21 protein-coding genes and 2 pseudogenes are annotated in these 25,489 nt (G+C 71.6%); 15 read left to right on the plus strand and 8 right to left on the minus strand.

Annotated features, from left to right (window positions below; all coding sequences use genetic code 11):
- Positions 1-172: 172 nt before the first annotated feature.
- The 4 genes and pseudogenes from NQU55_RS37325 to pflA all read left to right on the plus strand — a co-directional run.
- Positions 173-460: pseudogene (locus NQU55_RS37325) on the plus strand (hypothetical protein); the annotation flags it as partial.
- Positions 461-507: 47 nt separating this feature from the next.
- Positions 508-663 carry a hypothetical protein gene (locus NQU55_RS12310; RefSeq protein ID WP_168095893.1) on the plus strand — a complete coding sequence of 52 codons (156 nt, stop codon included), beginning with the start codon at positions 508-510 and terminating at the stop codon, positions 661-663.
- A 270-nt stretch (positions 664-933) separates the two neighbouring features.
- A complete protein-coding gene (gene pflB / locus NQU55_RS12315; protein ID WP_256790504.1) occupies positions 934-3,195 on the plus strand; it encodes a formate C-acetyltransferase in 2,262 nt (753 codons plus the stop codon).
- Positions 3,192-3,968 carry a pyruvate formate-lyase-activating protein gene (gene pflA, locus NQU55_RS12320; RefSeq protein ID WP_168096168.1) on the plus strand — a complete coding sequence of 259 codons (777 nt, stop codon included), beginning with the start codon at positions 3,192-3,194 and terminating at the stop codon, positions 3,966-3,968. Before pflB ends, pflA begins: the two co-directional genes overlap by 4 nt.
- Positions 3,969-4,049: 81 nt before the next feature.
- Here the strand turns inward: pflA and NQU55_RS12325 are convergent, their stop codons facing one another.
- A complete protein-coding gene (locus tag NQU55_RS12325) occupies positions 4,050-4,691 on the minus strand; it encodes a CBS domain-containing protein (protein WP_168096167.1) in 642 nt (213 codons plus the stop codon).
- A 331-nt stretch (positions 4,692-5,022) separates the two neighbouring features.
- Here NQU55_RS12325 and adhE point away from each other — a divergent pair, with 331 nt between their 5' ends.
- From adhE to NQU55_RS12360, 7 genes are all read left to right on the plus strand, one after another.
- Positions 5,023-7,683: a bifunctional acetaldehyde-CoA/alcohol dehydrogenase gene (adhE, locus tag NQU55_RS12330; RefSeq protein ID WP_256790508.1), complete on the plus strand. Its 2,661-nt coding sequence runs from the start codon at positions 5,023-5,025 to the stop codon at positions 7,681-7,683.
- Between the two features lie 316 nt (positions 7,684-7,999).
- Positions 8,000-8,665, plus strand: coding sequence for a vitamin K epoxide reductase family protein (locus NQU55_RS12335; RefSeq protein ID WP_168096033.1), 666 nt, complete (start codon positions 8,000-8,002; stop codon positions 8,663-8,665).
- Between the two features lie 200 nt (positions 8,666-8,865).
- On the plus strand, positions 8,866-9,861 hold the full coding sequence (locus NQU55_RS12340; RefSeq protein WP_372504696.1) for an Acg family FMN-binding oxidoreductase: 996 nt from the start codon (positions 8,866-8,868) through the stop codon (positions 9,859-9,861).
- A gap of 148 nt (positions 9,862-10,009) precedes the next feature.
- Positions 10,010-11,248: an acetate--CoA ligase family protein gene (locus tag NQU55_RS12345; RefSeq protein ID WP_308402218.1), complete on the plus strand. Its 1,239-nt coding sequence runs from the start codon at positions 10,010-10,012 to the stop codon at positions 11,246-11,248.
- On the plus strand, positions 11,245-11,970 hold the full coding sequence (locus tag NQU55_RS12350; protein WP_168096032.1) for a CBS domain-containing protein: 726 nt from the start codon (positions 11,245-11,247) through the stop codon (positions 11,968-11,970). Before NQU55_RS12345 ends, NQU55_RS12350 begins: the two co-directional genes overlap by 4 nt.
- Before the next feature lie 34 nt (positions 11,971-12,004).
- Entirely contained in the window at positions 12,005-12,862 is an 858-nt protein-coding gene (gene ppk2, locus NQU55_RS12355; RefSeq protein ID WP_256790512.1) for a polyphosphate kinase 2, read from the plus strand.
- 75 nt (positions 12,863-12,937) lie between these two features.
- Positions 12,938-13,825, plus strand: coding sequence for a universal stress protein (locus NQU55_RS12360; protein ID WP_168096945.1), 888 nt, complete (start codon positions 12,938-12,940; stop codon positions 13,823-13,825).
- Between the two features lie 80 nt (positions 13,826-13,905).
- On the opposite strand, the gene NQU55_RS12365 is transcribed toward NQU55_RS12360, so the two are convergent.
- Entirely contained in the window at positions 13,906-14,598 is a 693-nt protein-coding gene (locus NQU55_RS12365; protein ID WP_256790514.1) for a CBS domain-containing protein, read from the minus strand.
- A complete protein-coding gene (locus tag NQU55_RS12370; protein ID WP_256790516.1) occupies positions 14,598-15,287 on the minus strand; it encodes a CBS domain-containing protein in 690 nt (229 codons plus the stop codon). Before NQU55_RS12370 ends, NQU55_RS12365 begins: the two co-directional genes overlap by 1 nt.
- A 217-nt stretch (positions 15,288-15,504) precedes the next feature.
- Here NQU55_RS12370 and NQU55_RS12375 point away from each other — a divergent pair.
- Positions 15,505-16,243 (plus strand): annotated as a pseudogene (locus NQU55_RS12375) (transposase); the annotation flags it as partial.
- Between the two features lie 893 nt (positions 16,244-17,136).
- Here the strand turns inward: NQU55_RS12375 and NQU55_RS12380 are convergent.
- The 3 genes from NQU55_RS12380 to NQU55_RS12390 form a co-directional block, all read right to left on the minus strand.
- Entirely contained in the window at positions 17,137-17,922 is a 786-nt protein-coding gene (locus NQU55_RS12380; RefSeq protein WP_372504697.1) for a DUF5655 domain-containing protein, read from the minus strand.
- Between the two features lie 285 nt (positions 17,923-18,207).
- Positions 18,208-18,717 carry an O-acetyl-ADP-ribose deacetylase gene (locus NQU55_RS12385; protein WP_168096472.1) on the minus strand — a complete coding sequence of 170 codons (510 nt, stop codon included), beginning with the start codon at positions 18,715-18,717 and terminating at the stop codon, positions 18,208-18,210.
- A gap of 70 nt (positions 18,718-18,787) precedes the next feature.
- Entirely contained in the window at positions 18,788-19,156 is a 369-nt protein-coding gene (locus NQU55_RS12390; protein ID WP_168096471.1) for a hypothetical protein, read from the minus strand.
- A gap of 305 nt (positions 19,157-19,461) precedes the next feature.
- Between NQU55_RS12390 and NQU55_RS12395 the strand changes: the two genes are divergently transcribed.
- Both NQU55_RS12395 and NQU55_RS12400 read left to right on the plus strand, forming a co-directional pair.
- Entirely contained in the window at positions 19,462-20,022 is a 561-nt protein-coding gene (locus NQU55_RS12395; RefSeq protein ID WP_206330139.1) for a hypothetical protein, read from the plus strand.
- Between the two features lie 239 nt (positions 20,023-20,261).
- Positions 20,262-21,056 (plus strand): VOC family protein, encoded by a 795-nt coding sequence (locus NQU55_RS12400; protein WP_168096470.1) that lies wholly within the window; start codon positions 20,262-20,264, stop codon positions 21,054-21,056.
- A 77-nt stretch (positions 21,057-21,133) separates the two neighbouring features.
- On the opposite strand, the gene NQU55_RS12405 is transcribed toward NQU55_RS12400, so the two are convergent.
- On the minus strand, positions 21,134-21,784 hold the full coding sequence (locus NQU55_RS12405; protein ID WP_256790519.1) for a 50S ribosomal protein L25/general stress protein Ctc: 651 nt from the start codon (positions 21,782-21,784) through the stop codon (positions 21,134-21,136).
- 296 nt (positions 21,785-22,080) lie between these two features.
- On the opposite strand from NQU55_RS12405, the gene NQU55_RS12410 reads away from it, so the two are divergent.
- The gene (locus NQU55_RS12410; protein ID WP_168096178.1) at positions 22,081-24,231 is read left to right on the plus strand and encodes a type 1 glutamine amidotransferase family protein; all 2,151 of its coding nucleotides are present in this window, start codon (positions 22,081-22,083) and stop codon (positions 24,229-24,231) included.
- Positions 24,232-24,284: 53 nt separating this feature from the next.
- On the opposite strand, the gene NQU55_RS12415 is transcribed toward NQU55_RS12410, so the two are convergent.
- On the minus strand, positions 24,285-25,358 hold the full coding sequence (locus NQU55_RS12415) for a PD40 domain-containing protein (RefSeq protein WP_168096179.1): 1,074 nt from the start codon (positions 25,356-25,358) through the stop codon (positions 24,285-24,287).
- Positions 25,359-25,489 lie beyond the last annotated feature (131 nt).

Genomic DNA, 25,489 nt, shown 5'->3' on the forward strand with positions numbered 1-25,489 from the left:
CGCGAGGCCTTCGCCTCCGTGACTCCCGCCCCCGGGGATCCGACGGCAGGAGGAGCGCGCTGAGCCGCACGGATTCCCGCTCGCGGAGGCCCACCATGACAACGCACCGCACCTCCCACCGACGCCACCCCATGCGGCGCGACTGCGACCGGTACCAGGGCCGGCTCTGCGCCTGTCTGCTGCGCCTTCTCGCCCTTGCCCTGGCCGTCGTCCCCTACCTGGTGGGCAGGGTCACTTACGCCGCCACGATGCGCACGGCAGTGAAGCAGTCGGCCTCCCGGCACCAGGTCACCGCCCACTCGGCCGGCGAGGTACAGGGGACCTCGTCCGCGTTCGGCAACCAGTGGGCACCGGTCCCCGCTGGACCGACGGCCGGGGCGTCTCCCACCTCGGTTTCACCGACGTACCCGGCGACACCCCGAAGGGCGGGACGGTCCAGGTGTGGGTGGACCGTAAAAACAAGATCGCCAAGCCTCCGGAGTCCCGTCAGGATGCCCTGGCCATCGGTTGTTCCACCGCACCGCGGCGGTCATGGCGCTGCTGCTCGTCTTCTCCGGTGCCCGGAGCGGGCTCGTCGCCGCGATCGATCGCAAACGGTACGAGCAGTGGGCCGCCGAGTGGCAAGCCGTGGAACCGCTCTGGTCGAAGCCACTGCCCACGTGACGGCCCCGGTCATGACGCCCGTCCCGCAGGGTTGTCCCTCACCCCTGAGCCCCAACCCTCGCACCTCTCGCCACCGTGCTCGTGGAAGGCCGAAGGTCCCCGGCCGCTCCGGGACCAGCGGGCCCGGCGGCAGCGGGCAGAAGGGCCGGTCGGTGGGGCTCTGTGCGCCTCAGGTCCCTGGCTCGTCACCACCGGCGGCGACGAGGATCGGACAGCGGGACGCCCGCGGAACCGACCCGCGAGCGGCGTCGCGAACGATCGGAGGCAGAGATGACCACGGTGACCGAGTGCGCGGCCGACGCCCCCGCCGACGCTTGGCGCGGGTTCGCCGGGCTGGGCTGGCGGGAGCGGGTCGACGTGAGGGACTTCATCCAGTCCAACCTCACCCCGTACGAGGGGGACGCCTCCTTCCTCGCGGGCCCGACCGAGCGGACGCGCGCCGTGTGGGGCGGCGTCACCGCGCTGTTCCCGGAGGAACGGCGCAAGGGAGTCCTCGACGTCGACGCCTCGACGCCTTCCAGCATCACCTCGCACCGGCCCGGTTACATCGACCGCGACCGCGAACTGATCGTCGGTCTCCAGACCGACGCCCCGCTGCGGCGCGCGATCATGCCCAACGGAGGCCTGCGCATGGTGGAGAACAGCCTGCGCGCCTACGGCTACGAGCCCGACCCGTTCGTCACCGAGGTCTTCGGTACGTACCGCAAGACCCACAACGACGGAGTCTTCGACGCCTACACCCCCACCATGCGCCGGGCCCGCAAGGCGGGCATCATCACCGGGCTCCCGGACGCCTACGGGCGCGGCCGGATCATCGGGGACTACCGCCGGGTGGCGCTGTACGGAGTGGACCGGCTGATCGAGACCAAGCGGGCCGAGCGGGCCCGGCTCGACGAGGTCCCCTCGGACGACGGCGTGATCCGCGACCGCGAGGAACTCGCCGAACAACTGCGGGCCCTGGAGGAGCTCACGCGCATGGCGGCCGGCTACGGCTGCGACGTCTCCCGGCCCGCCGCCACCGCCCATGAGGCGGTGCAGTGGCTGTACCTGGGCTATCTGGCGGCGGTCAAGGAGCAGAACGGCGCGGCCATGTCCCTGGGCCGCACGTCGACGTTCCTCGACGTGTACCTCGAGCGGGACCTGGCGGAGGGCCGCATCGACGAGACACGTGCCCAGGAGCTGATCGACGATTTCGTCATCAAGCTGCGGATCGTACGCTTCCTACGCACCCCCGAGTACGACGAACTGTTCTCCGGCGACCCCACCTGGGTGACGGAGTCGATCGGAGGCATCGGGACCGACGGCCGGCCCCTGGTCACCCGCACCTCCTTCCGCTTCCTGCGCACCCTCTACAACCTCGGCCCGGCCCCCGAGCCGAACCTGACCGTTCTGTGGTCGCCGGCACTGCCCGAGGGCTTCAAGCGCTACTGCGCCCAGGTCTCCATCGACACCAGCTCCATCCAGTACGAGTCCGACGACCTGATGCGGCCGCGCACGGGCGACGACACCGCCATCGCCTGCTGCGTGTCGGCCATGGCGGTGGGCCGCCAGATGCAGTTCTTCGGCGCCCGGGTCAACCTCGCCAAGGCGCTGCTGTACGCGATCAACGGCGGCCGGGACGAGTTGACCGGCGAGCAGATCGCCCCGGTCTCCGCACCGCTGACCGGCGAGTACCTGGATTACGAGCAGCTGTGCGCGGCCTACGACCGGATGCTGGCCTGGCTCGCGGGGACGTACGTCAACACGCTCAACGTCATCCACTTCATGCACGACAAGTACGCGTACGAGCGGCTGGAGATGGCCCTGCACGACTATCCCGTGCGGCGCACCATGGCCTGCGGCGTCGCCGGCCTGTCGGTGGCGGCCGACAGCCTCTCGGCCGTGAAGCACGCCCGGGTGAAGGTGATCCGCGACGCCACGGGCCTCGCCGTCGACTACGAGATCGAAGGCGGCTATCCGTCCTACGGCAACAACGACGACCGCGCGGACACCATCGCTTCGGACCTCGTCACCTCGTTCATGGCCAAGATCCGCCGGCATCCCACCTACCGCGGTGCCGAGCACACCCAGTCGGTGCTGACCATCACCTCCAACGTGGTCTACGGCAAGCACACCGGCAACACCCCCGACGGGCGGCGCGAGGGAGCTCCCTTCGCACCCGGCGCCAACCCTATGAACGGCCGCGACCGGCACGGCATGGCGGCCTCCGCCCTCTCGGTCGCCAAGCTGCCCTACGACCAGGCCCTCGACGGGATCTCGCTGACGTCCACCATCACTCCGCAGGGCCTCGGCCGGGGCCGCGAGGAGCAGGTGACCAACCTGGTCGGCCTGCTGGACGGCTACATGGCCTCCGGCGGCTTCCACATGAACGTCAACGTCCTCGACCGGGCCGTCCTCGAGGACGCCATGGAACACCCGGAGAAGTACCCGGACCTGACCATCCGCGTCTCCGGCTACGCGGTGAACTTCGTCCGGCTCACCAAGGAGCAGCAGCGCGACGTCATCAGCCGCACCTTCCACGGAGCGGCGTGAACGCCGCGGAGCGGACGTGCTGCCCGGTCCGGGCGGCCTCCACCCGGCCGACGGGCCGGGTCCACTCCTGGGACCTGTCGACGGGGGTCGACGGTCCCGGGACCCGGTTCGTGCTGTTCACCAGCGGCTGTCCCCTGCGCTGTCTGTACTGCCAGAACCCCGACACGTGGCACATGCGCGACGGGCGGCCCGTCGGCGTGGACGAAGTCATGGCCCGGATCGAGTCGTGCCGGCCGTTCCTGGCGGCCTCCGGTGGCGGGGTGACGATCAGCGGCGGCGAGCCGCTGCTGCAGCCGGTGTTCACCGGCGAGGTGCTGCGCCGCTGCAAGAAGCTCGGCCTGCACACGGCCTTGGACACCTCGGGCCGTCTCGGTGCGCGCGCCGACGACGCGCTGCTCGACGCCACCGATCTGGTGCTGCTCGACATCAAGTCCTTCGACAGCCGCGCCTACCGCCGCCTGACCGGCGGTGCGCTGGCGCCCACGCTCCGCTTCGCCCACCGCCTCGACGCGCTGGGCAAGCCGGTGTGGGTGCGCTACGTCCTCGTACCGGGCTGGACGGACGGGGAGGCGGACGTGGAGGGGCTGGCGGCCTTCGTGGCGGGCCTGGATTGCGTGGAGCGCGTGGACGTGCTGCCGTTTCACAAGCTCGGCGCGGACAAGTACGAGGCGCTGGGCCTGCCCTTCCCCCTGCGGGACACCCCCACCCCTGACGCGGCGCTCGTGCGGCGGGTGCGGGAGCAGTTCCGGGGGCACGGGCTGCGCGCGGACTGACTCCACACCGGGACGGTACCCGGGCCGCCGCGGTTCTCGCGTCGCCGGACGGCCGCCGGCGGGGCGCGGCAGGCGTCCCGCTCAGCCCGCCGGCTCGCGCTCCGCGGGCGGTTCCGGGCCGGTTGCCCTCCCGTCGTGGCCGGTGCGCAGCCGGGTGACCACGCCGGTGACACCGTCCACCCGCCAGGCCTGCCGCACGGCTCCTGGAATGTCGGCGGTGGCCGGCACCCGGCCGTCGAGCATGACGACCCCGTCGCGGACCTCGACGCGCACCGCCCCCTCGGCCGCCCGCACCGTTCGGGGCAGCACCCGGTCCTCGATGTCCGCTCGGATGGCGGCGTCGGTCCGCAGGAAGAGGCGCAGCAGGTCGCCGCGGGTGACGATGCCGATGAGCCGGTCCTCCTCGTCCACGACGGGCAGCCGGTTGACGCCGTGCCGGTCCATGACGCGGGCGGCGTCGACCGCGCGCTGTTCGGGGTGCACGGTGATCGCGGGGCTGGACATCAGCTCCCCCGCCGTGCCCCGGCACGCCCCGGCCTTCCCCCGGGCCTTCTGCAGGTCCTTCTCGGAAACCACCCCCACGACCTTGTCGTCCCCGTCGAGCACCGGCACGCCGCTGACGCGGCGCCGGCGCAGCAGCCGTACGAGGCCCTCGAAGGATGTTCCGGGGCGGACGCGCGCCACACGGGATGTCATGAGCTCGCCGACGGTCAGCATCAGCATGGGAAGGTCTCTCCTCTCTCGCCCGTCCCGTCAGCACGCCTTCGCCGGCCGCCGCGGATCCGGGCGGCACTGATCCCCTCCAGCCTGCCCCGCCGTTCGCTTCCGCACAGGGGCCGACCGGTCCCGCAGCAAGCCCCTTTCCGGAACGGGGCCGGTCGGCCCGCCGGGCTCGCCGGACCGCGGACCACCGGGCCCTTGCCGAGGACGTTCGGACCCTCGGTGCGGTGCCGGCCATGGGCAAGGCTGAGGAGTGCGAGCGGCGCCCGTGCGAGTGCCGCCCGGTAAGGCCGCCGGTATCCCGGCCGCGCACTGACCACGACGGAGTCCTTCCATGAACCGACACGACGCCGGACCCCGGACCGCCACCGCCGACGCGCCCTCCGACACCGCCGTAGCGGTGGACCGGCTGGTCACGAACGGGCTCAAGGCGCTCGACGACTACGCTTCCCTGACCCAGGAACAGGTCGACCACATCGTCGCCAAGGCATCGGTGGCCGCGCTCGACCAGCACACCCACCTGGCGCGGCTGGCGGTGGAGGAAACCGCCCGCGGGGTGTTCGAGGACAAGGCGGCGAAGAACATGTTCGCCTGCGAACACGTGACGGACAGCATGTCCCGGATGCGGACGGTCGGGGTGATCTCCCGGGACGACACCGACGGCATGGTCGAGATCGCCGAACCGGTCGGCGTCGTCTGCGCGATCACACCGGTCACCAACCCCACGTCCACCACTGTCTTCAAGGCGCTGCTGGCCCTCAAGACCCGTAACCCGGTGGTCTTCGCCTTCCACCCCACCGCCCAGCACTGCAGCGCCGAGGCGGCGCGCATCGTCCGCGACGCGGCCGTCGCGGCCGGGGCGCCGGAGCACTGCGTCCAGTGGATCGAGACGCCGTCGATGGAGGCCACAGGGCTGCTGATGCACCACAAGGGCGTCGCGCTGATCCTCGCCACCGGCGGCAACAGCATGGTCAAGGCCGCCTACTCGGCGGGCAAGCCGGCCATCGGCGTCGGCGCCGGTAACGTCCCCGCGTACGTGCACCACAGCGCCGACGTGCGGCGGGCGGTCAACGACCTGGTGCTGTCGAAGTCCTTCGACAACGGCATGATCTGCGCCTCGGAACAGGCAGTCATCCTGGACGCCGAGATCTACGAGCAGGCGATCGGGGAGTTCCGCCGACTGCACGCCCATCTGGCCGACGCCGAAGAGAAGCGGCTGCTGGAGGAGTACCTGTTCCCGGCCCGCCCCTCCGCCGGAGGTGAGCCGAGGGTGAACCCCGCGGTCGTGGGGCGCAGTCCCGCGTGGATCGCGGAGCAGGCGGGCTTCACCGTGCCGCCGGAGACGTCCGTCATCCTCGTCGAGGCCGGGCTCGTGGGGTCCGCGGAGCCGCTGACCCGGGAGAAGCTCTGCCCGGTGCTGGCCGTGCTGCGGGCCGCGACACGGGACGAGGGATTCGGCTTCGCGGCCGCCCTGGTCGCCTTCCACGGCCAGGGGCACAGCGCGGTCGTGCACACCGGCGACCGGGCCGTCGCCGAGGAGTTCGGGCACCGGATGCAGACCGTGCGCGTCATCGTCAACGCGCCCGCGTCGCAGGGGGCGATCGGCGGCATCTACAACTCCCTGACGCCCTCGCTGACGCTGGGTTGCGGCTCCTGGGGGCACACCTCGGTCTCCGACAACGTCTCGGCCGTCAACCTGCTCAACGTCAAGCGCGTCAGTTCGCGCCGCAACAACCTGCAGTGGTTCAAGGTCCCACCGAAGATCTACTTCGAGCCGCAGGCCATCCGCTACCTCGCCTCGATGGCCGGAGTCCGGCGGGTCACCGTCGTGACCGACGCGACGATGACCCGCCTGGGCTACGTCGACCGCGTCACCAAGGTCCTGCGGCACCGCGCGGAACCGGTGACCCTCCAGATCATCGACAACGTCGAACCGGAGCCCAGCATCGACTCGGTGCGCCACGGCGCCCGCCTCATGCGGGAATTCCGTCCCGACACCATCATCGCGCTGGGGGGCGGCTCCCCGATGGACGCCGCCAAGGTCATGTGGCTGCTGTACGAGCAGCCCGACGTCGACTTCTCCGACATGCGCCAGAAGTTCTCCGACATCCGCAAGCGTGCCTTCCGCTTCCCCGAGCTCGGCAAGCGGGCCCGGCTGGTGTGCATCCCGACGACCTCCGGCACCGGAGCGGAGGTCACCCCCTTCGCCGTGATCTCCGACCCCGCCACCGGCCGCAAGTACCCGCTGGCCGACTACGCGCTGACACCGAGCGTGGCCATCGTCGACCCGCTGCTGACCGAGGACCTGCCCCCCGCCCTGGCCGCGGACAGCGGCTTCGACGCGCTCACCCACGCCACCGAGGCGTACGTCTCGGTCTACGCCAGCGACTTCACCGACGGCCTTGCCCTGCACGCGATCAAGCTGGTCTTCGAGAACCTGGAAGCGGCCGTCACCGACCGCGCCGCTCAGCCCGTGGCCCGGGAGAAGGTGCACAACGCGAGCACGATCGCCGGCATGGCCTTCGGCAACGCCTTCCTCGGCATCGTCCACGCCATGGCCCACACCCTGGGCGCGACCTTCCACGTCGCCCACGGGCGGACGAACGCGATCCTGCTGCCGCACGTCATCCGCTACAACGGCACCGTCCCCACGAAGCTGACCGGCTGGCCGAAGTACGAGAGCTACCGGGCCCCGGAGCGCTTCCAGGAGATCGCCCGCTCCCTGGGTCTGCCCGCCGGCACCCCCGAGGAGGGTGTCGCCTCCTACGCCGCGGCCGTGGAGCGCCTGCGGGAGGCGGTGGGCATCGAACCCTCCTTCCAGGCGCTGGACATCGACGAGGGCGTCTTCCTCGATGCCCTCCACCGGCAGGCGCTCAACGCCTTCGAGGACCAGTGCGCTCCCGCCAACCCGCGCATGCCGATGCTCGACGACATGCAGGACATCATGCGCGCCGCCTACTACGGGCGCGGCACGGTCCCGCCGGCGGCCGGCTGAACCCACGGGCGGGTCACAAGGGCGTTGCTCAAGGCGTCGTCCTGCACCACCGCCGTGCGGTGGCGCGGGGCGACGCCCTCGTCGTCGCGCCTCCGTCCGGGCGCGGAGCGGGCGTGACCGGCGCCGCGGCCCGCTGGTCCCGGCGGCCGAGGCCGTTCGGCCCTTCCTGCCCGGGCACTCCCGGCGATCTCCTGATCAGGCAGCGGAGGAACACCGTCCCCCGGTACCGGTGCCCCGGGCGGCCAGGAGCGGACGGACACCACCGATGGGCGCATTCCGGTGACGGTCCGGACGGTCTGATGGGAGAACACCAGAGATGATGAGGCCGGCAGTCGACCTCGAGGAGACCGAGAACGCGCGGCAGGACGCCGCGGAACGGGCGCGGACCGGCGAGGGTCCCCTCCTCGGAGCCGGGCGCGCCTTCGCCTGGATGCTGATCGTCACCGGCGCGCTGGGCCTCCTCGCCTCCTTCGTGATCACCGTCGACAAGTTCCGGCTGCTTCAGGAGCCGGGTTTCCGGCCGTCGTGCAGCATCAACCCGGTGATCTCGTGCACGAACGTGATGAGCAGCCCGCAGGCATCGGTGTTCGGCTTCCCCAACCCGCTGCTGGGTCTGGCCGGCTACGGCGCCGTCACGCTGATCGGCTTCGGTCTGCTGGCGGGGGCCGGCTACCGCCGCTGGTTCTGGATCGGGCTGAACATGGGCACGCTGGCCGGCGCGGGCTTCTGCATGTGGCTGATGTCCCAGGCGCTGTACTCGATCGGCGCGCTGTGCCTGTGGTGCTGCCTGGCCTGGTTCGCCACCATCGCCATGTTCTGGTGCACGACCCTGCACAACCTCAAGCACGGAATCGTCCCAGCGCCCCGCCGCCCGGTGATCGGGCTGCTGGAGTTTCCCTGGGCGGTGCCGGTGACCTGGTACCTCGTCATCGCGATGCTCATCGCGACCCGGTTCTGGACGTACTGGCGGTCCCTGATCTGACCCCCTGCCGACCGGCACCGGGCAGGGGCCGGCGGCACTGCCCCGGAAGCCGTCCCGCGTCCGCTTCACCGGGGCGCCGCGGCAGGAAACGAGCCGACCGGCCCGAGAGGAGAGACATCCGGACGCTGCCGCGAACGGACGGCGGAGAGATCATGGAAGAGAGCCCGGCCGGGAACCCGGCCGTCCGAAGGGAGACTCCGGTGACACCGCCACCCCTGGACGACACCTCCGTGGCACAGCTGGTGGGGGACGCCGCGGCCGCTCCGTCCATGCACAACGCCCAGCCGTGGCGCTTCCGCTACGCGCGGGGCAGCGGCACCTTCCGGGTGTACGCCGACTTCGAGCGGACCATGCCGCACTCCGACCCGGAGGACCGCGCCCTTCACCTGGGATGCGGTGCCGCCTTGTTCAACCTCCGCGTCGCCGTCGCGAACGCCGGCTTGCACCCGCAGGCCGAACTGCTGCCCGATCCCTCCGACGCGTCACTGCTCGCAGCCGTCCGGACGACCGCACCGGCTGACGAGGAGGACGCGGACCTCGGGCTGCTCCACCCCGCGATCCGCGAGCGGCACACCAGCCGGTACCCGTTCGCGGAGACCGACATCCCGGAGGACCTGCGGTCCGCCCTGATGAACGCCGCGCGCCGGGAGGGCGCCACCCTCGCTTTCCCCTCCTCCTGGCACCTGCGCTGGGTCCAGGAGCTCGCCGAAGAGGCCGAGGCCCGCAACCTCACCGACGACGGCAGCGAGGAGGACCTGGCCCGCTGGACCAGGACCGGCTCCGAGGAGGCCGACACCGCGCCCGACGGCGTACCCGCGTACGCCTTCGGTCCCCGCAAACGCGGCGGCCGGGCCCCCATGCGCGACTTCTCCGGCGGCAAGCCGTCGACCGACCTGGGGTCGACGCCCTTCGAGGTCAACCCCCACTTGGCACTGCTCACGACGGAGGAGGACGGTCCGCGCGACTGGCTGGTCGCCGGCCAGGCCATGGAGCGCGTCCTGCTGCTGGCCACGGCGAAGGGGCTCGCCACCTCGTTCTCCACGCAGGCCCTCGAATGGCCGGACCTGCGCTGGCCCCTGCGCGACCCCGTCAGCGGCACGGGCCGGGTGCAGATGATCCTGCGTCTCGGATACGGCCCGAAAGGCCCGGTCACGCCCCGGCGACCCGTGGGCGACGTGCTCGGCTTCGAGCCGTAGCTCCCCGGCGGCCCGGCACTCCTTCTGAGCCGCGGAACTGGCCGAGCCGACGGCCGACCGGTCCACCGCCATGGCCTGGTCGGCCCCTGCCTCGGACCTCCGCCCGGCCCCACGCTGACAGCAGTGACAGGCCGACGAAGGACTCGCCATGGCGGACACCACGGATACGGCGCACACCGCACAAGCTGTCGGTACTCCCGGCACCACGGACACCCGGCACCCTGCCTGGAAGGTCCGTTCCGAGGCGGGCCTGAGCGTGCCCTTCTTCGAGCCCGGAACGGCCGCCGAGCCATCTGCCCTCCTGCCTCCCGGAGCCGTCACGGCCAACCCCGTGGACACCACCGCCGTTTCCGAAGCACAGCTGCGCGCCTGCGTCGACCGGCTGGCGCAGAGCGAGGCCGTCGACGCCGTGCTGGTGGCCCTGGTCCCCACCGCACTGGCCTCAGCGACCGGCGACGATCTCACCCGGGCCCTCATCCCGCGGGGCCCCGCGTGCCGGATCCGCACGGTCGTCGCGGTCCTCCTCGACCAGAGCGTGCCCGCCGCGCTCCTGCCCTCGGGCGACGGCCGGCCTGTGCCCGCCTACGCCGACCCCCTGTCCGCCGCCCGGGCCCTCGCCCACGCCGCGGCCCACGCCCGCCGCCGGGACCGGCTCCCGGGCACCGTTCCCGAGCTGACCGGCATCGATGCGGACACCGCGGCGGCGGTCGTGGCCACCTACCTCGCCCGCCACCCGGAGGGCGGCTGGCTCGACCCCCTGGCCTGCGCGAAGCTGCTGGGCAGCTACGGCATCCCGCAACTGCCCTGGGAGTGGGCGACCGACGAGGACCAGGCCGTGGCTGCGGCCGCCCGGCTCGCCGGCCCGGACGGGCGCGTCGTCGTGAAGGCCCACTGGCCGGGGCTGCTGCACAAGAGCGAGCGCGGCGCGATCCACCTCGACCTGATGAACGCCTCGCAGGTGCGGGCCGCCTACCGCGATCTGGACACCCGCTTCGGCGACGTGCTCTCCAGAGTGGTCGTACAGCCACTGGCGGAACGCGGCACCGAACTGGTCACCGGTGCGGTCCAGGACGAGGTCTTCGGCCCGCGGGTCCTCTTCGGCCTCGGCGGCACGGCCACCGAGCTGCTCGGCTACCGCGGGGCCCGCCCGGTGGACCTGCGGGGCCTGGAACAGCTGCTGCTGCGGCTGTCCCGGATGGCCTGCGACCTGCCCCGGCTCGCCGAGGCCGAATGCAACCCCGTCCTGGCCCGGCGGGGTGACCACGTTCGACGTCCGCGTACGGCTGGAGCCGTGCCGCGCCCGCAATCCCCATCTGCGCCGGACGCGCTGACGCGCCCCGCCCGAAGCGGGCGCGACGGCCGGCCCGAGAGGAAAGAGAAGCCATGAAGCACTGCAAGACCGGCACCGTCATGAAGGACGACGTCGTCCGTGCGGAGCCCGACACGCCGTTCAAAGAGGTCGCACGGCTCCTCGCCGAGCACCGCATCAGCGGCCTGCCGGTCGTGGACGCCCGCGGCAAGGTGCTCGGGGTGATCTCCGAGACCGACCTGCTCACCCGCCCGGCCGCCGGACCCGGCGGCCCGGAACGCCGACTACGGCTCCCCCGGCTCGGCCGCGCGGCCCGCAGGTCGGCCGCCAAGGCCCGTGCCCGCACGGCGGAGCAGCTGATGACCGCGCCGGCCGTGACCGTACGCGCCGGGGAGAGCATCGCCGAGGCCGCCCGGACCATGGCCCGCCACCGCGTCGAGCGGCTGCCCGTCGTCGACGAGGAGAACCGTCTGGTCGGCATCGTCACCCGCCGCGAACTGCTGCAGGTCTTCCTGCGCACCGACGCCGACATCCGCCGGGAAGTCGTCGACGAGGTCCTCGTCCGCACCCTGTGGCTGGCTCCCCATGCCGTCGACGTCGCTGTGGCCGACGGAGTGGTCACCCTTGCGGGTGAGCTGGAGCAGCGCAGCGAGGTCCAGGTGGCCCTGCGGATGACGAAGGAGATCGACGGCGTCGTGGCCGTGGTGGACAAGCTGACGCACCGCGTCGACGACTCGCGCCTCCGGCCCGACGAGCAGGCCTTGCATGGCGTCGCGGACGGATGGCTGCGCAGACTCTGAGGAGTCAGGACGGGCACACCGGCGAGGAGCGACGGTGAACGACGACAGGAAGGCCGGCGGACACGCCGGGGCACCGGACAGCCGGCTGGACCACGACCTTTACCGGCGGGAGCTGTTCCGGCTCCAGACGGAGCTGGCCAAGCTCCAGGAGTGGGTGCGGGCCGAGGGGGCCCGGCTCGTCGTCGTCTTCGAGGGCCGGGACGCCGCGGGCAAGGGCGGGGTGATCAAACGCGTGACGGAGCGCCTCAACCCGCGCGTCGTCCGGACGGTCGCCCTGCCCGTGCCGACCGACCGCGAGCGCGGTCAGTGGTACTTCCAGCGCTACGTCGCGCACCTCCCCTCGGCGGGCGAGATCGTGCTGTTCGACCGCAGCTGGTACAACCGCGCCGGCGTCGAGCACGTCATGGGCTTCTGCACCGAGCAGGAGTACCGGCGCTTCCTGCAGCAGTGCCCGGTCTTCGAGCGGCTGCTGACCGAGGACGGCATCCTGCTGCGCAAGTACTGGTTCTCCGTCAGTGACGCCGTCCAGGAACAGCGCTTCCGCAGCCGTCTGGAGGACCCCACTCGCCGCTGGAAGCTGTCGGCCATGGACTTGGAGTCCGTCACCCGGTGGGAGGCGTACTCCCAAGCCAAGGACGAGATGTTCGGCCGCACGGACACCGCCGAAGCGCCCTGGTACGTCGTCGAGAGCGATGACAAACGCAGCGCCCGGATCAACATGATCGCGCACCTGCTGTCCACCGTGCCCTACCGGGATGTCCCCCGGCCGGACCTGACGCTGCCTCCGCGCCCGCCCGCCCACGGCTACCGGCGCCCGCCACGGGACTGGCAGACCCATGTCCCCGACCACGCCGGAACGCTCGCACCCGGCACGGCCCCGGACGGCCCCTGAAGACCGATTCCCCCTCGAAGACACAAGCGATTCCGTTTGAAGACACACCCCTTTGCAGACACGGAGGAACGTGCCATGGATCCAGTCATCACCGCCGGGCTCGACGGCTCTCCCGAGAGCCGGTCCGCCGCGCTGTGGGCGGCGGGCGAGGCGCAGCTCCGCGGCTGCACGCTGCGGCTGCTGCACGCGTGGGTCCTGCTCTCCCCGTCGAAACAGGAGGACACCGCCGGGGCGGACCAGAACTACTGGGCACGAAGGATCGTCGACGATGCGCAGGAGGAGATCCGCCGGCACTACCCGGACCTGCCCGTCTGCGAGGACCTCGTGGCGGCGGACCCGGGGCCCGCCCTGCTGGCCGCTGCTGCGGAGTCCGATGTGCTCGTGCTCGGCTCCCGGGGCATGGCGCCCGTCGCGGCGTATTTCCTCGGGGACACCGGCCTGCACGTGATGGCGCAGGCGGGCAGTCCAGTGGTGCTCGTCCGCGCCCGGGACGACGCGGTGGAAGACACCGCAAAGCCGTGGCCTCCGCCGTCCGCCCAGGGCGACGTGGTCCTGGCCCTGAGCCTGCACGGCCCGTGCGACCCGCTCTTCGAGTTCGCCTTCGACGAGGCCGCACGCCGGGGCGTGCCCCTGCGGGCCGTCCACGGCAGGAGCCTGCCGGTGCAGGCGTACGCTCCCTGGGGCATCGATCCTGACGTCGGGGAGGAACTGGCCGCCGATGCGCGGAAGGAGCTTCACGACGCGCTGCGCCCGTGGCGCGCGAAGTTTCCCGGGGTGGACCTCACCGAGACCGTGCACCTGGCAAGCCCCGCCCGGGTGGTCCTGCGTGCCTCGGGCGGGGCGGGCCTGCTGGTCGCCGGCCGTCGGCAGAAGCGGCCGGCTCTCGCCCCGCCCTTCGGGCCCGTCCTGCAGGCGGCCCTCCACCACGCCCCCTGCCCGGTGGCGGTCGTTCCGCACGAGTGACACGCGTGGCCGCGCCCCTGCCGGATGCCGCCCCCGGGTACCCGGGGGCGGCCGGACCCGTCCGTCCCTTCCTTCTTCCCTCAGAACTGAGGTCCGACGACGGGCGGCTCGGGGAGCCGGTGCCGGACGACCGGGCCGGAGAGCCGCAGTTCGACGTTCACCACGCCTTCCACGGCCCGCACCAGCCGTGCCATGACCGGGACCAGCGCCGTGTCGTGGAGCGTCCCGGAGAGGGTCACCACGCCCTCCTTCACATGGGCTTCCACCGTGGGTGCCCGGTGGCGGAAGAAGTGACCGATCACCTCACGACGTACCTCGTGGGCGATGTCCTCGTCCTCACGGAGGTAGACCTTGAGCAGGTCGCTGCGGCTCACTATGCCGACCAGCTTCCCTTCGCCGTCCACGACCGGAACGCGCTTGACGCGCCGGTGCGCCATGGCGCGGGCGGCCTCGGCGAGCGTCGCGTCCCCGTGGAGGGTCACCGCGGGGGTGGACATCAGCTCCCCGGCCGTCCCGGCTCCGGCCTTCACCAGCTCGTCCAGGTGGCGCATCTGCTCCAGGCGCGAGGGGTCGCGGTCCTTGAACTGCTGCTTCGGCAGCAGATCCGCCTCGGAGACCACTCCGACGACGCGGCCCTCGCCCTCCAAGACGGGCAGAGCACTGACCTTCCACTGTGCGAGCGTCTTGACGATCTCCTTGAAGGGCGCGGCGCGGCTGACCGCGACGACCGTCTGGGTCATCACGTCGCTGACGGTGTGCGGGGTGTCCTTCATCAGGGGCTCCTCCTTCTCGGCGGACTGTCTCCCGCTCGCTCCTGCTGCTGCTGCTGCACGATGTGTTCCCGGACCGCGACCACGCCGTCCACCGCACGGCACAGCCTCACCAGGACGGGGATCGTTCCCCGGTCCTGCACGGACCCCGTGAGCGTGACCTGCCCTTCGGTCACGTCGGCCGCGACGGCCGACGGGGCCAGCCCCAGGGTGCATTCCAGGAGGTCGTGGACGATCTCCTCGCGGATGGCACGGTCGTCACGCAGGAAGACCCGCAGCAGGTCACCACGGCTGACGACGCCCACCAGCCTGTCGGCCTCGTCGACCACGGGAAGTCGTTTGACGCCCTCGACGGCCATGAGACGGGCCGCCTCGACGACGTTCCATTCGGGCCGTGCGCAGACGGCGGGCGCCGACATCAGTTCCTCCGCCCGGGTGCCCTCGGCCCTGACCCGCTCCCACGCTTCCAGGCACGGCACCGGAAGGCGGCCGAACGGGTCGGGCTGGTCCGCCGACTTGCACATCAGGTCGCCCTCGGAGACCACGCCCACGACCCGGTTCGCGGCGTCCACCACGGGTACGGCCGTGACGTCGTTCTGCGCGAGTTCCTTGACGATCTCCTTGAACGGGGTCTCCGGCCCCACGCTGACGACCTTCTTCGTCATGAGCTCGTCAACAGTGCGGTGCTGCATGGCGCTCGCTCCTCCAGAGGCCGCGGCCGGCCGGTCCCGGCCTGCCTGATGCCAGAGTGCCCGGCAGTGGGCGGCCTCTGAAGGAGCCGCACGGCCCCGTACGAGGGACACTCGGCCCTCATGCTGGCAGCGAAGGCCGACGCCCGAGCCGGCCTGCCTGATGCTGACCTCGTTCAACGACGATGCCGCCCTGCTGGACGCGGTCACTGCCCGTACTGCGGGCTTCGACCAGGACCTCGCAGCCGAGGCCACCCGCACCTCCAACCGGATACGCGGCCTGCTCACCCAGTTCCACCCCAGCCTCGAGCGCGCCCTCGGACCGCGGCTGGACCACCCGGCGGTGACCTGGCTGCTGGAACGCTACGGATCCCCGGTTGCCCTGCGGAAAGCCGGCCGCCGCAAGCTGGCCGAGGTGATCCGGCCCAAGGCCCCACGCATGGCCCAGCGGCTGATCGACGACGTCTTCGACGCGCTCGACAAGCAAACCGTCGTGGTCCCGGGAACCAGCACCCTCGACGTCGCCATCCCGTCCCTGACCCGCTCACTCGCCGCCGTCCACGAACAGCGCCGGGCCCTGGAAACCCAGATCAAGACCCTGCTGGAGGCCCACCCTCTTCACCAGGTCCTGACCTCGATGCCGGGGATCGCGGTCAGGACCGCTGCCGTCCTGCTGGTCACCGTCGGCGACGGCGCCAGCTTCCCCACCGCCGCCCACCTCGCCTCCTACGCCGGCCTCGCCCCGACGACAAAGTTCTCGGGGACCTCGATCCCACGGCGAACACGCGCCACGGGGCGGCAACCGGCAGCTCAAACGCGCGATGTTCCTGTCCGCATTCGCCGCCCTGCACGACCCCGCCTCCCGGACCTACTACGACAAGTACCGGACCCGCGGAAAGACCCACGCACAGGCCCTCCTCCGCCTCGCCCGCCACCGCATCAGCGTGCTGTTCGCCATTACGTCCCGAGCCTTGGTACGGCCCAAACCGCGGGATGTGAGGCGCCGGCACTCACCGGCAGGGGACGGCCCCAAACGAGGTGACCTCTTACTGGACCAAGAGGAAGTTGTAGGTCCTGTCGATGGCGAAAGTGGCCACTTCGCCCCCCATGGCCGCGGCGCCCTCTCCTGCCTCATAGGACCTGGCCGGGTGGAGTCCTCGTGGTCGTCACGCGGCCCGGTCTCAGAGGAACCCTGCATGCTGATGGTGGCCGAGATACTCCGGCCGGCGCACTGGCATTGGAGATCGTCGCTGCCGTTGGCACTTGGGACGATGCCGCCGACCTGCATAGTGAAAGTGCCGGAACAGCCCAGGCCAACTGTCGCCGCCGCCGACGTACCCGTGATCATCGACCGAGCGAGAGCACGCCGGCAGCAACAGCCGCTCCGACTGCGAGACGACGGGACGAATACGTGGACATGGCCGTCCTCCCTCACTTCGGTGTGTCCTCGGCTGGGATCCAGCCGGGGCGAAGGAGGGTGCGCACCGTCCGTACCCTGAGTGTGCACTCGCGAACAACAGAGCGGAGTCACTCGTTCAGGTGACATGACTCTTGTGACTTCTGCCTGCCCCACACCGCCCCCACGGGTCCCATAAGGCAAAGACCGGCAGCAGCTACGAGCTTGTCCACTGGCCAGCCCGTCCAAAGCCTTCACGCCCAGCGGCGTAGCACGGGCCGCGGATAGGCGCGTACGTGTCGCGGATAGGGAGTGAACCAGGACGAGGAGGGGCAGGCCGCGGTGTCGACTACCGGGTGGCGTGTGCAGCCTTTAACGACCCACGTCGCGAGGCAGCACCCCGACAGACCTCTCAACTTCACAACACCCCCGATGTACAAAGGCACCAGCGCCTCACTACGCGGCGGCGTAGCTCAGCCGGAACAGGTTCTGGGCCCGTTCCAGGTCCCGGTCTGTGCGCAGCTGTACCTCCAGGTCACCGGTTCCGTGGTGTCCGATTCCCGTCACGTCCCGGGTGAAGCCCGGGATGAGGTCGACCGTCTTTGGATCGGCCTTCAGATAGATGAGCAGGTTGGACTGCCGGGGCGGGCAGAGGCAGGCGAAGTTCCGTAGGCGCTGATAGGCGCGGTAGGTCTTGCGCTGGACCTTCGTGATGTCGTCGCCCAGCCCGAGCAGGACTTCGTCGACCGCCGCGTACAGCTCCTCCATCGGCCCGCATGGCGCAGCGGCACCGTGAGCTTCGGTTGCGCTCGCTCGGCGAACTCGTGGGACGGTCGTCTGTGCTGCGACGGAGGCGACTGTTTCCAGCCCGAAGTGGTCGTCGCCGAAGAACCGGTATCGGACCAGGTCGATGCTTCTCCGGTGTTCGCGTATCGCGTGCACGTCGTAGCGTGTGAAGTCGCCGGCAACGCAGATAAGTCTCGGGGCGCTCCACAACACATGGGTTGCGGCAGCTGGACCGAGACGGTCACGGACAAGGTGCCCGAACTCGGCTTTGTGATCCATCAGCCAGGACAGGTAGAAGAGCCCCTGATTGATCACGCCCGCGTCGGTCCCGCGCTTGTATTCAACGACCACCGGAGCGCCGTTCTCGTCGATACCAAGTGTGTCGATCCGGCCGCCATGGACCGGACCGGTGCTGTATTCGCTCGCCAAGTACCGCACCCCGAGCGTGGTCTTCATGCGCCTCGACGAGAGCCTGCACGTCGGCCTCAACCTCAGCGAGCCGCGGCGCGACCTCCGTCACCCCACCCGTCGTACGAAACAGCTTCAGACCTGACACCCTGCCCCCTCGCTCCACGCCCTGCAGCAGCGAGTAAGGGCAAGATTGTTTCCGGCAAGGCTATTCCGGGTCGGTGCAGCGTGCTCGGCAATCGCTGGACGGCCGCTTCCTTGGGCGAGGTGACGGCCGTCCAGCGATCTTTCGTTAGGGCTCAGGCGTGGGTGGCCCTCCCGACCCTGCAGCCATCAACGCATCTGCGATGCGAAGGCCTCGTACGCCCGCTCATCAAACAGCACGAAGCGGACCTCCTCCACCGCCGTCTCGGTCTGCCGGACCGTGTCGACCGCGATGCGGGCCGCGTCCTCCATCGGCCAGCGGTAGACGCCCGTCGAGATGGCGGGGAAGGCGACCGTCTTCGCGCCCAGCTCGTCCGCGACCCGCAGGGACTCCCGGTAGCAGGAGGCCAGCAGCGACTCATCGCCGCCTGAAACCTGAAACACCGGGCCCACCGTGTGGATCACCCAGTCCGCGGGGAGGTCGCCCGCCGTGGTGGCCACGGCCTTGCCGGTGGGGAGGCCCTTGCCGTAGTGGGAGGCGCGCAGGTCGCGGCAGGCGTTGAGGATCGCGGGGCCGCCCGCGCGGTGGATGGCGCCGTCGACGCCGCCTCCCCCGAGGAGCGAGGAGTTCGCCGCGTTGACGACGGCGTCGACGTGCTGCTGGGTGATGTTTCCCCGGACAAAGGTGATCGTGACCATGGGACCCATCCTCCTGGACGGCGCGGGAAGGCGGGAGCGGCCCGGGCCGGGCCGCTCCCGCCCGCGTGCGTCAGATCGGGTACTGCACGCTGCGCACCGGCGGGTTCGTCAGGTGGCGGCCCGCGCCGAGGGTGCCCGCGCGCCGGGTGCAGTGGCGGTCGGTGAAGTAGACCAGGGTGCGGCTGGTGCCGTTGGAGAGCCGGCGGATCTTGGCCCGGTTCTCGGTGAGCAGGCTGTAGCACTTGCCGTCCTGCGGGTCCTTCTCCCGCCGGCTCACGGCCTCGCGGAGGCAGGCCACGCCGGTGATGCCGGTGCCCGCTTTGCAGCGGGAGTAGTCCACTGTCAGCGTGCCGTTCGCGGCGTGCGCCTCGGGTGAGGCGGCGAGGGTGGTGAGCAGCAGGGCGGACACAGCGGTGCCCAGGGCGCGGCGGATACGCACGGGAGTCCTTTCGTGGTGACGGGACAGTGCCTCCAGATATCCACGGCCGTTGATCCATCCGGCGGAATCACTCGCCGGTGGGCGCGGCATTGCGTCACGCCGACGAGGCGGGAACACCCGCACGACCGGGTGCGCGTCGCGGCCGGAGTGTCTCGGCGTGATCTCGCGGCGGTCACGCTTCGGCCCGGATCGGGACGTATCGGCGGCCCTGCTTTGACGCGCGGCGACGAACGTAGGTAAGGCTTACCTACTTCTTACGCAGCGCTCCTTACCCAGCGCTCTCACCTCGTGTTCCGGGAGGTCCCGTGTCCGCTCCTCAGTCACAGCCGCAGCCCCGGCCGCTGCGCCTGTACGACTCGTGGTGGACGGTCGCCGCCGGCGCGCTCCTGGCGTGCCTGGCCCTGGCGGGCTGCCTGTGGGTCTCCTTGCACGTCCGCACGGACGAGGCGCTGCACACCGGGGCCCTCTTCGTGCATCTCGCGTCGCTGGCCCTCGGCTTCGGCGCTGTGCTGGCCGCCGACTGGTTCGGGCTGCTGTGGGTCACCCGGCGGCTTCCGCTCGCCGACGCGCTCGGCGCCGCGGGGCGGCTGCACGTGCCCATCTGGGCCGGTCTGGCGGGGCTGCTGGCCAGCGGCGCCTTCCTCCATCCGGACCCGGCCTCGCCGCTCACCCGCGCCAAGCTCGTCATGATCGTCGTCCTCACCCTCAACGGCCTCCAGGCCGGGGTGCTCACCCGGCGCCTGGCGCAGCACTCCCCCGCCCCGCCGGGCCGGGGGCTGCTCGCCTGGGGGGCGGGCACGGCCCTCGTCTCCCAGGTGTGCTGGTGGGGAGCTGTCGGCATAGGCTTCGTCAACGCCCGGCACTGAGAGCGGCATTCGCAGGGCCGCAGGACGGGGCCGGCTCCAGCGGTACCGCACCGGCGTCCGCCCGGGCCGCCGGCCGCCCCGCATCGCGCCGGGCCGCGACCCCGTACGCCGGTGGGCCGTGGCCACGGCGTCGCGCGGGGCTCCGGCCGCGGTGGAAGACTGAGACGCGTCGGGGGACGCCGTGCGCCGCGCCCGCGGTGCCGGGCCCCTCACACGTATCCGTCGAAGGGGCACCCACCATGCTCAGCACAGATTTCGTGACCGGATCACCCAACTGGCTCGACCTCGGCAGCCCGGACACGGCCGGGTCCGCCGAGTTCTACGGCCAGGTCTTCGGCTGGGACGTGCAGTCCGCCGGGCCCGACGCGGGCGGCTACGCCTTCTTCCAGCAGGACGGCAAGAGCGTCGCGGCGCTCGGCCCGCTGACCGAGGAGGGCGCGAGCCCGGCGTGGACGGTGTACTTCCAGACCCCCGACGCCGACGCCACCGCCAAGGCGGCCGAGCAGGCGGGCGGGCGGGTGCGGGTCGAGCCGGCCGACGTCATGGACGCCGGACGGCTGGCCTGTCTCACGGATCCGGGCGGCGCGGAGTTCTCCCTCTGGCAGCCGGGTGCCGTCAAGGGCCTGGAGAGGGTGTGCGAGCCCGGCACCCTGCTCTGGGTCGAGCTCCACACCGCGGACCCGGCGGCCGCCGCGGCCTTCTACCGCTCCCTGTTCGGGTGGGGCGCGGAGGAGAAGGAGTTCAGCACCGGCCTGTACACATTGATCTCCACGGCCGGCAGCAGCGGGCCCGACGCGCCGTTCGGCGGTATCGCCCCCGCGCCGGGCGAGGGGGACGGTGAGAGCAGGGAGTCCCGCTGGATCCCGTACTTCCTGGTGACGGACACCGACGCGACCGTCGCCAAGGCGCAGGAGGGCGGCGGCTCGGTGGTCGCACCGGCCACGGACGTACCGGACGTGGGGCGGATCGCCTGGCTGACCGACCAGTTCGGGGCGGTCTTCGGCGTCATCAAGCCCCTGCCGCGAGAGGTCTGATGCGCGGTCCGCGGCGGGCGGTTCCCGTCCGCCGCGGACCCACCCCCGCTCCCGGGGCCGGGGCAGGAGCCGGCGGCTCAGCTGCTGCTCTCGGCCTCGGGTGCGGCTTCCCCTTCCTCGGCTCCCTCGGCGGCTGCGGCCGCCGCCTCCTCGCCTTCCTCTTCCTCCTCCTCTTCCTCCTCCGGCTCGGTCTGCGCCGCGACGATCTGCAGGACGGCGTCCTCGCCGTCCACCGCGAGGCTGGTGCCCCGAGGCAGCGGGATGTCCTTGGCGTGGATGGTGTGGCCGGCCTCCAGGCCTTCGATGGAGATCGTGACGCCCTCCGGGATGTGCGTGGCCTCGGCTTCGACCGGGAGGGCGTTGAGGATGTACTCCAGCAGGTTGCCGCCGGGCGCGAGTTCGCCCTCGGTGTGGATCGGGATGTCCACCGTGACCTTCTCGCCCTTCTTGACGATCAGCAGGTCCACGTGGGTGAGGAAGCCGCGCAGGGCCTCCCGCTGGACGGCCTTGGGGATGACGAGTTCCTTCTTGCCGTCGATGTCCAGGCGGATCAGTACGTTCGGAGTCCTCAAGGCGAGCAGCAGGGCGTGCCCGTCCAGCGCCACGTGCCGCGGCTCGGAGCCGTGCCCGTAGATGACCCCGGGGACCTTGTCGTCCCTGCGGATGCGACGGGCGGCACCCTTGCCGAACTCGGTGCGCGTCTCGGCGGTCAGCTTCACTTCAGCCATGCCTGCACTCCTCGCGGTTCAGTCGTCTGGAGACTCTGTTAACCGCCTGCCGGAGAGGTGCCGCCCCGGCTACTCCGTACGGGAGCGATATCGGGCCGATTTCCATCTGATGGCAGATGCGGGCCCCCGACAGCGGACGGGCACCCGGACGGGCACCGCCTTAACCGGAATCCGTCCGCCGGCGCAAAGGCGATCGGGCAGACTTTGCGGGCACCGTGCAGACCCCGCCACACCGCCGTGAAGTCGTGAAGCCGTGAAGTCGTGAGTCGTGAAGTCGTGAATGCGAGGGGACACCCATGAGCGGAATGCGAAGATTCACCCGGAGGGCCCTGTTACGGACGGGCCTGGGAGTGAGCGGCGGCGCGCTGGCCTCCCAGCTCCTCCCCCGCCTCCCCGGCCCCTCCGGCCCGGGCACCGAGCCCGCCTGGGCGCCGGCCGCCGCCCGGCAGGGGCTCTTCCCCGAGTGGAGCCGCTTCGCCAGGCTGGCCGACGGCACGTTCGACGAGGACGCCGATCCGCTGCGCGACATGAAGCCGGTGATCACCGCGCTCAAGGCGCAGAACGTCAATGTGATCGAGCTCGACACGATCCTGTCGAACTGGCTGACGCCCGCGGAGTTCACCGAGCACATGGGCAAGGTCAAGAGCTTCACGGAGCTGGCGCACGCCGCCGGGATCCGCGTCGTCATGTACTACCCGTCGCTGGAGCTGATCAGCGTCGGCGGCGAGAAGGGCCCGTCCTTCTACAAGGACGGCGAGGGCAAGTCCTGGGTGCAGCGCTCCCTCGACGGCAAGCCCAACGTCTTCTACGGCAGCCTGGTCGTCTGGGTCGACCCGGGGGACGAGAGCTGCTGGCTCAGCCCCAACTCCCCCTGGCGCGACTACTACCTCGGCCGCATCAAGGCCCTCGCCGCCACGGGCGTGGACGCGATCTGGCCGGACGTGCCGATCTACTTCGACGGCGCCATGAGCTGGTGCGACGGCTCCAGCTGGGCGGCGGACGCCTTCAAGGCGGACACCGGCCTCGCCCTCCCGGCCAAGGCCGACTTCACGAGCCCGCCCTTCCGCCGCTACGTGGAGTGGCGCCACCGCAACCTCAACCAGTGGCAGCTCGACATCGCCGCCGCCGGCCGCTCGGTCAACCCCGACCTGGTGACCTTCGTCGAGACGGTCAGCATGGACTACCAGTACGCCACGCTGGTCGGCCTCGACGGGGCGTACCTGCGCAAGGCGGAGGGCGTGAGCCACGTCTGGGAGGTGGACATCCTCGGCAACTACGACGGGATGCGCCACGCCACGGCGACCGACTGGACCTGCCTGATCTCGATGTACAAGTACGCGCGGGCCGCGAGCGGGGCGAAGCCCGCGTGGGCGTTCTCCTACGGCTGGAAGGCCGACGACGCGTCGCTGGTGATGGCCGAGCTGCTGGCGGCCGGCTGCAATCCGTACGAGGTCAAGAGCCCGTTCAAGGACGTGAGCACCGACAAGGCGATGCGCACCCGCATGTACGCCTTCGTCGCGGCCAACCAGGAGAAGCTCTACGACGCCGTGCCCGCGGCCGAGGTCGGCGTCTACCACTCCTCCGCCTCCCGGGACTTCGTCAGCCCCGCCGCCGGCACGGGGATGTACGCCAACACCAAGGTGCCCTCCGGGGTCACGGACTGGTGGGCCGGGGGCAGTGCCGAGGAGAGCTGCGCCGAGCAGGCGTGGCTGGGCGAGTTCCGCGGCACGGTCAAGGCGCTGGTGTACGCCCACGTCCCCTTCGCGACCGTCACGAGCCCGCACCTGGAGGCCGCCGACCTGGCCCCGTACCGCGTGCTGATGCTGCCGAACCTGCAGGCCGTCTCGGACGGCGAGGCCGCGGTCCTGCGGGAGTACGTGGCGGGCGGCGGGACGGTCGTGATCACCGGTCCGGCGCCGACCGCGCTCGACGGCCTGGGCACGGCCCGCGGCGAGTACGCGCTGGCCGACGTGCTGGGGTTCCGCAAGGGCGACCCGCTGCCCGCGAGCAAGCAGAATCGATTCGGCTCCGGTACGTGCTGGTACGTCAAGAACCTGGCCGGCCTCAGCTACCTCACCGGCACCGACCAGGCGAGCGCCGACCGGATCCTGGCGCCCGTCCTCGCGGCCGCGCCGCCCTCGGTGCGGCTCACCGGCGACCGCCGCATCCACATGGAGGTGAGCCGGCTCGGCGACGACACCGTCGTCCAGCTGGTCAACTTCACCTGCTTCGGTGACGCCCCGGCCGCCTTCAGGACCACGCCGGCCGCCTGCTCCGTCGCCCTGGAGCTGCCCGCGGGCAAGCGGGTGCTGTCGGCCACGGTGAGCTCCCCGGACGGTGCCTCGCCGGCCCCGCAGCCGGTCACCTGGCAGGTGGCGGGCACCACCGCCACCGTGTCCCTGACCGTCGGCCAGTACTCCCTGCTGACGGTCACCACCGCCGGCTGAGCCCCGGAGCTACGGCTACGGGGCTACGGGGCTACGGGGCTACGGCCGCAGGGCTACGGCCCGTCCGTTCCGGGGGCGGGGATCCGCCACAGCGCAGTCGGCCGGTCCTCCTCCCCCGGGTGGGACTCGAAGGCGATCCACCGCCCGTCCGGCGACCAGCTCGGCGCGCCGTCGTAGGAGCCGTCGTTCCTGGTCACCCGGACGGGGCGGCCGCCGTCCGCCGGGATCGCGAAGATCTGCGGCACCTCCAGGCCGCCGGCGGTGGAGGAGAAGACCACCTGCCGTCCGTCGGGCGACCAGCTCGGGTCGGTGTGCTCACCGGGGCCGCCGGTGAGCCGTCGCAGACCGCTGCCGTCGGCGTTCATCACGTACAGCGCCCAGTCGTGGCTCCCGCGCTCGCGCCGCTGGAAGACCAGCCGGTCGCCCTTGGGCGACCAGTTGGGCTGGCGGTTGTCCGTGCCGGTGGCGGGGCCGTCCAGGAGCCGGGTCCGTCCGCTGCCGTCCCGTCGGACCTTCCACAGGGAGCCGAGCGCGCCGCCGCCGTCCGCCGGTTCCGCCGGTTCCGCCGATTCCTTCTCCTTCTCCTTCTCCTTCTTCTCCGTCCCGCTCTCCCGGCTCTCCTGGAACACGATCCACGCGCCGTCCGGCGAGAAGCTGGGCTCCAGATAGCCGGAGTCGCCGCCGTGCTCGGTGACCCGGGAGGGCCGGCCGCCCGGCGGCATCACCCACACCTCGTCCCGCCCGCCGGCCCGGTCCGAGGCGAAGGCCACCCCCGCCGAGGGGTGCCAGCTGGAGCCGGGCAGGTTCACGGCCGCCCGGTCGCTCTCGTCGAGCAGCGTGCCGGGACGGCTCTGCGCGCCGTCGCGCAGGGAGAGCACGCGCAGCGCCGCGGCGCCCTCGTTGTACCCGCCCGCGAAGAGCGTGAAGAGCACGGAAGCGCCGTCCGGCGAGAAGGCCGGGTTCTGCGCGCTCGTGTGCCCCTTGCCGCGGTAGAGCAACTCGGCGCCGTCGGCCCGCGCGCCCGCCGGGCCGTCGGACGGATCCGGCGGCCGCGGCCCCTCGGAACTGCTGCAGGCCGTCAGGGCGAGGGCGGCCACGAACGCTGCGACGTACAAGCGACTGCGCACCCGGCCGACGGTAGTGGAGCCGCTGCGCGCCGGAGGCCGGAACGGCGGAAGCCGCGGCCCGTCCTGCGCGTACGCATTCCGCAGTCACTTCGCCGCCCGGCAGCGCGCCGGATTGCCCGCCGCGGCGGGCT

The organism is Streptomyces telluris (assembly GCF_024519335.1).
GTDB classification, from domain to species: domain Bacteria; phylum Actinomycetota; class Actinomycetes; order Streptomycetales; family Streptomycetaceae; genus Streptomyces; species Streptomyces telluris.

Excerpts from the sequence above, each read along its gene's own strand:
- NQU55_RS12360 (WP_168096945.1), top strand. The coding sequence starts at position 12,938 with ATGGATCCAGTCATCACCGCCGGGCTCGACGGCTCTCCCGAGAGCCGG.
- NQU55_RS12325 (WP_168096167.1), bottom strand. The coding sequence starts at position 4,691 with ATGCTGATGCTGACCGTCGGCGAGCTCATGACATCCCGTGTGGCGCGC.
- NQU55_RS12365 (WP_256790514.1), bottom strand. The coding sequence starts at position 14,598 with ATGAAGGACACCCCGCACACCGTCAGCGACGTGATGACCCAGACGGTC.
- NQU55_RS12410 (WP_168096178.1), top strand. The coding sequence starts at position 22,081 with ATGAGCGGAATGCGAAGATTCACCCGGAGGGCCCTGTTACGGACGGGC.
- NQU55_RS12345 (WP_308402218.1), top strand. The coding sequence starts at position 10,010 with ATGGCGGACACCACGGATACGGCGCACACCGCACAAGCTGTCGGTACT.
- NQU55_RS12350 (WP_168096032.1), top strand. The coding sequence starts at position 11,245 with ATGAAGCACTGCAAGACCGGCACCGTCATGAAGGACGACGTCGTCCGT.
- NQU55_RS12385 (WP_168096472.1), bottom strand. The coding sequence starts at position 18,717 with ATGGTCACGATCACCTTTGTCCGGGGAAACATCACCCAGCAGCACGTC.
- pflB (WP_256790504.1), top strand. The coding sequence starts at position 934 with ATGACCACGGTGACCGAGTGCGCGGCCGACGCCCCCGCCGACGCTTGG.
- NQU55_RS12370 (WP_256790516.1), bottom strand. The coding sequence starts at position 15,287 with ATGCAGCACCGCACTGTTGACGAGCTCATGACGAAGAAGGTCGTCAGC.
- NQU55_RS12380 (WP_372504697.1), bottom strand. The coding sequence starts at position 17,922 with ATGAAGACCACGCTCGGGGTGCGGTACTTGGCGAGCGAATACAGCACC.
- adhE (WP_256790508.1), top strand. The coding sequence starts at position 5,023 with ATGAACCGACACGACGCCGGACCCCGGACCGCCACCGCCGACGCGCCC.
- NQU55_RS12400 (WP_168096470.1), top strand. The coding sequence starts at position 20,262 with ATGCTCAGCACAGATTTCGTGACCGGATCACCCAACTGGCTCGACCTC.
- NQU55_RS12335 (WP_168096033.1), top strand. The coding sequence starts at position 8,000 with ATGATGAGGCCGGCAGTCGACCTCGAGGAGACCGAGAACGCGCGGCAG.
- NQU55_RS12405 (WP_256790519.1), bottom strand. The coding sequence starts at position 21,784 with ATGGCTGAAGTGAAGCTGACCGCCGAGACGCGCACCGAGTTCGGCAAG.